Here is a 6,855-nt window from a genome sequence, read left to right on the forward strand (position 1 = left end):
ATGGATTCGCAACGCAATCTTTTTGTCATCGCTTTGTTGTTCGTGTCTTTCATGATCTGGCAAGCCTGGGAGCAGGATAAAAATCCTCAGCCTCAGACGCAGCAGACCACGCAGACTACGACCACCGCAGCGGGTAGTGCCGCAGACCAGGGCGTACCGGCCAGTGGCCAGGGGAAACTCATTACCGTTAAGACCGACGTGCTGGAGCTTGTCATCAACACCCGTGGTGGTGATGTTGAGCAGGCGCTGCTGTTGGGCTACCCGAAAGAGCTGAAGTCTACCGAGCCGTTCCAGCTGCTGGAAACCACGCCTGAGTTCATCTATCAGGCACAGAGCGGCCTGACTGGTCGTGATGGCCCGGATAACCCGGCAAACGGCGCGCGTCCGCTGTATAACGTTAACAGCGATACCTTTGTGATGGCCGAGGGCCAGAACGAACTGGCGATCCCGCTGACCTACACCGACGCCGCAGGTAACACCTTCACCAAAACCTTTACCCTGAAACGCGGTGAGTATGCGGTGAACGTGGGCTACAACGTGGCGAACAGCAGCGCGAAGCCGCTGGAGATCGCGACCTTCGGCCAACTGAAGCAATCCATCAATCTGCCAGCCCATCGCGACACCGGCAGCAGCAACTTTGCGCTGCATACCTTCCGCGGTGCGGCCTACTCTACGCCGGACGAGAAGTACGAAAAATACAAATTCGATACGATCGCCGACAACGAGAACTTGAACGTGACCTCTAACGGCGGCTGGGTCGCTATGCTGCAGCAGTATTTTGCCACCGCATGGATCCCGCGCAGCGACGTTGCGAACAACTTCTACACCAGCAACCTGGGCAACGGCGTGGCCGCTATCGGCTACAAATCTGCACCGGTCCTGGTACAGCCTGGCCAGACCGCCGCGCTGACCAGCACCCTGTGGGTCGGCCCGGAAATTCAGGACAAGATGGCTGCCGTTGCGCCGCATCTGGACCTGACCGTAGACTACGGCTGGCTGTGGTTTATCTCTCAGCCGCTGTTCAAGCTGCTGAAGTGGATCCACAGCTTCCTGGGCAACTGGGGCTTCTCAATCATCATCATCACCTTTATCGTTCGTGGCATCATGTACCCGCTGACCAAGGCGCAGTACACCTCCATGGCGAAGATGCGTATGCTGCAGCCGAAGATTGCGGCGATGCGTGAGCGTCTGGGCGATGATAAACAGCGTCAGAGCCAGGAGATGATGGCCCTGTATAAAGCTGAGAAGGTTAACCCGCTGGGCGGCTGCTTACCGCTGGTTATCCAGATGCCTATCTTCCTTGCGCTGTACTACATGCTGATGGGCTCCATTGAACTGCGCCATGCGCCGTTCGCCCTGTGGATCCATGACCTGTCTGCACAGGACCCGTACTACATCCTGCCGATCCTGATGGGCGTGACGATGTTCTTCATCCAGAAGATGTCGCCGACCACCGTGACCGACCCGATGCAGCAGAAGATCATGACCTTTATGCCGGTCATCTTTACGGTCTTCTTCCTGTGGTTCCCGTCTGGTCTGGTGCTGTACTATATCGTCAGCAACCTGGTGACCATTCTGCAGCAGCAGCTGATCTACCGCGGTCTGGAGAAGCGTGGCCTGCATAGCCGCGAGAAGAAAAGCTCCTAATCGTAAGCTGTAGGCCGGGTTAGCACAGCGCCACCCGGTCAGATGACCGCCCTTTTTATTGGTAACAATAGAGACATATCATGAGCCATAACGACACTATCGTCGCCCAGGCAACCCCACCGGGACGCGGTGGTGTGGGCATTCTGCGTATCTCTGGCCACAAGGCCCGCGAAGTTGCGCAGGCCGTGCTGGGCAAGCTGCCGAAACCGCGCTACGCCGACTACCTGCCGTTTAACGACGCGGACGGCACGGCGCTGGATCAGGGCATCGCCCTGTGGTTCCCCGGCCCGAACTCTTTCACCGGCGAAGACGTGCTGGAGCTGCAGGGACACGGCGGTCCGGTGATCCTCGACCTGCTGTTAAAGCGCATCCTGACCCTGCCCGGTCTGCGCATCGCCCGTCCCGGCGAGTTTTCCGAACGCGCGTTTCTTAACGACAAGCTGGACCTGGCCCAGGCCGAAGCGATTGCCGATCTGATCGACGCCAGCTCGGAACAGGCCGCACGCTCGGCACTGAACTCACTTCAGGGTGCCTTCTCCGCCCGCGTTAACCATCTGGTGGAAGCACTTACTCACCTGCGTATCTACGTAGAGGCCGCGATTGATTTTCCTGATGAGGAGATCGACTTCCTCTCCGACGGTAAAATCGAAGCGCAGCTTAACGGCGTGATGGCCGATCTCGATGCCGTACGGGCGGAAGCGCGCCAGGGCAGTCTGCTGCGTGAAGGGATGAAGGTGGTCATCGCTGGTCGCCCGAACGCCGGGAAATCGAGCCTGCTGAACGCCCTGGCCGGACGCGAGGCGGCTATCGTGACCGATATTGCCGGCACCACCCGTGACGTGCTGCGCGAGCATATCCACATCGACGGCATGCCGCTGCACATCATCGATACCGCCGGGCTGCGCGATGCCAGCGACGAGGTCGAGCGCATCGGGATTGAGCGTGCCTGGCAGGAGATCGAGCAGGCCGACCGGGTGTTGTTTATGGTCGATGGCACCACCACCAACGCCGTCGATCCGGCGGAGATCTGGCCGGACTTTATCGCCCGCCTGCCCGCGAAGCTGCCGATTACCGTGGTGCGTAATAAAGCCGATCTCACCGGCGAGACGCTGGGGATCAGCGAGGTGAATGGTCACTCACTTGTTCGCCTCTCCGCCTACACCGGTGAGGGCGTAGACGTGCTGCGTAACCATCTCAAGCAGAGCATGGGCTTTGATACACAAATGGAGGGTGGCTTCCTGGCACGTCGTCGCCACCTGCAGGCGCTGGAGCTGGCCGCAGAGCACCTACAGCAGGGCAAAGCCCAGCTGCTCGGCGCGTGGGCAGGCGAGCTGCTGGCGGAAGAGCTACGCCTGGCTCAGCAGAGCCTGAGCGAGATCACCGGCGAGTTTACCTCCGACGACCTGCTGGGACGGATCTTCTCAAGCTTCTGCATTGGGAAGTAAGTGCTAAACGCCGGGAGGCGCTCCGCTTGCCCGGCCAACCAAACCTGTCAGACCGTAGGCCCGTGCAAGCGGAGCGCCGCCGGGCGACAAACCGCCAAGAATTACCCCGAATTGTAAAAGTCCCGCAGAGTGCTTTTTACCCCCTTTTATCCGTGTTAAAACCTGCACACAATACGACATACTGCTTCTACCGTTGCGAGCAGGCTTAACCATTATCATGGAGTGAAAAATGGCGACACATTTTGCAAGAGGGATCCTTACCGATGGACAGCTGGTCTCCGTCCGCCTGCCATCGTCCTGTCACGATCGGGCTCGGGCACTGCCGGAACACCACCGCAACCGCTACCTGGCCTCCCGCGCCCTGCTCGCCGAGCTGGTATTTATGCTCTACGGGTTAAGCGAGCTGCCTGAAATCATCATCCAGTCCAATGGCCGCCCGGTCTTTGCCGATCGCAGCCTGCCCCATTTTTCATTGGCCTATGTCGGAAACATGGTCGGCGTTGCAATCGCCACCAGCGGCCTGTGCGGGCTGAATATGGCGTTGCAGCGGGCGACGCGCGGCTTTCACAGCCCTCACGCCCAGGAGCAGCAGGTTTTCTCCAGCAACGAAAGGCTGTGGATCAATAACCAGAGCGATCCCAACGAGGCCCAGTCGCAGATCGTGACCCTGCGGCAGAGCGTGCTGAAGATGGCCGGGCATACTCAGGACACGCCAGGCTTTCTGCAGCTGCTGCCTGGCTCCGGCAAGCTGCGGGCAGCGCAGCCTGCACCGATTGAGGTGCTCTGCGACGCGGAGGACGTGCTAATCTGGTCCGTGGCGGTTTCGCCCGCCATTGAAAGCCTGAAGATTTGGGAGTTTGATACTAAGCGGGGGTGGCGCGGCCTGTCAGATATCCAAACCCGAGCAAACAATCCCGCCACCCGCCTGATGCGTTTTACCAGCCTGCCTGCGTAACTCGCTTCACTATACTTACCGGTAAGGAGTAAAGATGTCTGATTCACTGCACGTCGTTACGTTACTTGGCAGCCTGCGTAAAGGCTCATTCAATGCAATGGTGGCCCGTACGCTGCCGAAAATCGCGCCGGAAGGCATGACGGTTGCGCCCCTGCCGACCATCGCCGATATCCCGCTGTACGATGCCGATATCCAGCAGGAGGAAGGTTTCCCGCAGAGCGTTGAAGCCATTGCCGAGCAGATCCACAACGCCGACGGCGTCGTGATTGTGACGCCAGAATACAACTACTCCGTACCGGGCGGCCTGAAGAATGCCATCGACTGGCTGTCACGCCTGCCTGCGCAGCCCCTGGCCGGTAAGCCGGTGCTGATCCAGACCAGCTCAATGGGCGCTATCGGCGGTGCGCGCTGCCAGTATCATCTGCGACAGATTCTGGTGTTTCTTGACGCGATGGTGATGAACAAGCCGGAGTTTATGGGCGGGGTGATCCAGAACAAGGTGGATCCGCAGACGGGCGAGGTTATCGATCAGAGCACGCTGGATCATCTGACCGGCCAGCTGACGGCGTTTGGTGATTACATCAAGAAAGTCAGGGCATAAAAAAAGCCCGGCAGCGCGAAAGCTGCCGGGCCAATGTTTAGCTGTTAATGCGCGTCGATAAATACAATCTTCAGCACAAACAGCAGCGCAACGATAATCACGCACGGGCTAAGGTCGCGGAAGCGTCCGGTACCGATCTTCATGATGCAATAGGAGATAAAGCCCAGCGCGATGCCTTCGGTAATCGAGAAGCTGAACGGCATCATCACGGCGGTAATAAACGCCGGCACGGCTTCGGTCAGATCGTCCCACTTCACGCGGGAGAGGCTGGAGGTCATCAGCACGCCAACGTAGATCAGCGCACCCGCAGCGGCATACGGCGGTACCATCCCGGCCAGCGGCGACAGGAAAATCACCAGCAGGAACAGCAAGCCTACCACTACAGCGGTGAGGCCAGTGCGCCCACCGACGGAGACACCGGAAGAGGACTCGATATAGGCGGTGACCGAAGAGGTACCGATAAAGGAGCCGGCTACGGAGGAGACGCTGTCAACAAACAGGGCCTGCTTCATACGCGGGAACTTACCCTTCTCATCGGCCAGACCGGCCTTATCGGTGACGCCAATCAGCGTTCCGGAGGAGTCGAACAGGTTAACCAGCATAAACGAGAAGATCACGCCCGCGAGGCCAAGGTTAAACGAGCCTGCGAGATCAACGTGGCCGACAACGCTGGTCACGCTCGGCGGCGCGGAGACAATCCCGCTGTAGTGCACATCGCCTAGCCACCAGCCCAGCAGGGTGGTCACCACGATAGAGACCAGCACCGCCGCGTGGACGTTACGCGAGGCCAGAATGGCGATGATAAAGAAGCCCAGCACACCCAGCAGCACGCTGTGGGAGGTCAGATTGCCGATACTCACCAGCGTCTCCGGGTTCGCCACGATCACGCCCGCGTTTTTCAGACCCATCATGCCGATGAACAGGCCGATACCGCTGGTGATGCCGACGCGCAGGCTCACCGGGATGTTAGCAATCATCCAGTAGCGGACGCGGAAGATGGTCAGCAGCAGCAGGCCGATAGCGCCCCAGAAGATAGCCCCCATTCCGACCTGCCACGGCAGGCCCATTGCGCCAACGACTACAAAGGCGAAGAAAGCGTTCAAACCCATCGCGGGCGCAAGCGCTACCGGCAGGTTAGCGAATAGCCCCATCAGGATGCTGCCAAAGGCGGCAATCAGACAGGTGGTAACGAATACCGCGCTGGTATCCATGCCAGCAACACCCAGAATCTGTGGGTTAACAAAGACGATATACACCATCGTCAGGAAGGTGGTAAAACCGGCGATCACCTCGGTGCGTGCTGTGGTGCCATGCTCGCGCAGTTTAAACACGCGGTCGAGCAACCCCTGGCCCGCGGCCTGGGTAGTTTGTTGTTGGCTCATTATCTATTTCCGAACAGGGAAGGAAAATTCGTCGCTATCCTATACCAAAATGCGGCAATATTGACGGTTATCACACACTTTTTTTCATTGTGTTTGCTTATACGGCATCGATTGCGCGGAGGAATCTGCCGCAAGTAAACGTTAAACTTGTAATAAAACAGGAAACGGCATGTCCCAAATAGAAGCGATTTTTTTCGACTGTGATGGCACGCTGGTCGACAGCGAGGTGATCTGTTCCCGCGCGTACGTGCATATGTTCGCGCAGTTTGGTATTACGCTCGATCTGGCGGAGATTTTTAAACGCTTTAAAGGCGTTAAGCTCTACGAAATTATCGACATTATTAACGCCGAGCACGGCGTGAACCTAGAGAAAGCAGAGCTGGAGCCAATCTACCGCGCCGAGGTCGCACGCCTGTTCGATGCCGAGCTGGAGACAATTGCCGGGGCAGATGCGCTGCTGGCATCCGTCAGCGTGCCGATGTGCGTGGTGTCAAACGGTCCGGTGAGCAAAATGCAGCACTCGCTTGGCAAGCTCGGAATGCTGCACTATTTCCCCAATCTGCTGTTCAGCGGCTACGATATTCAGCGCTGGAAGCCGGATCCGGCCCTGATGTTCCATGCCGCCAGCGCGCTGGACGTGGATCCAACAAAATGCATTCTGGTGGATGACTCTGCGGCAGGCGCGCAGTCGGGGATTGATGCCGGGATGGAGGTGTTCTACTTCTGCGCCGATCCGCACAACAAGCCGATCGATCATCCAAAGGTGACTACCTTCACCGAGTTATCGCAGCTGCCAGAATTATGGAAAGCGCGTGGGTGGAATAT

Annotated in this window: 6 protein-coding genes; 5 read left to right on the forward strand and 1 reads right to left on the reverse strand. The window is 58.4% G+C overall.

The annotated features are described in order from the left end of the window. The 4 genes from yidC (at position 1) to FN633_RS04225 (ending at position 4,648) form a co-directional block, all read left to right on the forward strand. Entirely contained in the window at positions 1-1,647 is a 1,647-nt protein-coding gene (gene yidC, locus FN633_RS04210) for a membrane protein insertase YidC (RefSeq protein WP_042393475.1), read from the forward strand. Between the two features lie 80 nt (positions 1,648-1,727). Then, a complete protein-coding gene (gene mnmE / locus FN633_RS04215) occupies positions 1,728-3,092 on the forward strand; it encodes a tRNA uridine-5-carboxymethylaminomethyl(34) synthesis GTPase MnmE (protein WP_154056853.1) in 1,365 nt (454 codons plus the stop codon). Between the two features lie 229 nt (positions 3,093-3,321). Next, positions 3,322-4,047 carry a 4'-phosphopantetheinyl transferase family protein gene (locus FN633_RS04220; RefSeq protein WP_154056854.1) on the forward strand — a complete coding sequence of 242 codons (726 nt, stop codon included), beginning with the start codon at positions 3,322-3,324 and terminating at the stop codon, positions 4,045-4,047. Positions 4,048-4,081: 34 nt separating this feature from the next. Continuing rightward, positions 4,082-4,648: an NADPH-dependent FMN reductase gene (locus tag FN633_RS04225; protein ID WP_154056855.1), complete on the forward strand. Its 567-nt coding sequence runs from the start codon at positions 4,082-4,084 to the stop codon at positions 4,646-4,648. Positions 4,649-4,692: 44 nt separating this feature from the next. On the opposite strand, the gene adeP is transcribed toward FN633_RS04225, so the two are convergent. Next, a complete protein-coding gene (gene adeP / locus FN633_RS04230) occupies positions 4,693-6,030 on the reverse strand; it encodes an adenine permease AdeP (RefSeq protein ID WP_154056856.1) in 1,338 nt (445 codons plus the stop codon). Positions 6,031-6,199: 169 nt separating this feature from the next. On the opposite strand from adeP, the gene yieH reads away from it, so the two are divergent. Continuing rightward, on the forward strand, positions 6,200-6,855 hold a 656-nt coding region (yieH, locus tag FN633_RS04235; RefSeq protein ID WP_154058821.1), incomplete at its 3' end, for a 6-phosphogluconate phosphatase.

It is taken from the genome of Pseudescherichia vulneris (genome assembly GCF_902164725.1).
GTDB classification, from domain to species: domain Bacteria; phylum Pseudomonadota; class Gammaproteobacteria; order Enterobacterales; family Enterobacteriaceae; genus Pseudescherichia; species Pseudescherichia vulneris.

What these genes read in the sequence shown, in the direction of transcription:
- yidC (WP_042393475.1), top strand. Translation starts at nt 1, where the DNA reads ATGGATTCGCAACGCAATCTTTTTGTCATCGCTTTGTTGTTCGTGTCT.
- mnmE (WP_154056853.1), top strand. Translation starts at nt 1,728, where the DNA reads ATGAGCCATAACGACACTATCGTCGCCCAGGCAACCCCACCGGGACGC.
- FN633_RS04220 (WP_154056854.1), top strand. Translation starts at nt 3,322, where the DNA reads ATGGCGACACATTTTGCAAGAGGGATCCTTACCGATGGACAGCTGGTC.
- FN633_RS04225 (WP_154056855.1), top strand. Translation starts at nt 4,082, where the DNA reads ATGTCTGATTCACTGCACGTCGTTACGTTACTTGGCAGCCTGCGTAAA.
- adeP (WP_154056856.1), bottom strand. Translation starts at nt 6,030, where the DNA reads ATGAGCCAACAACAAACTACCCAGGCCGCGGGCCAGGGGTTGCTCGAC.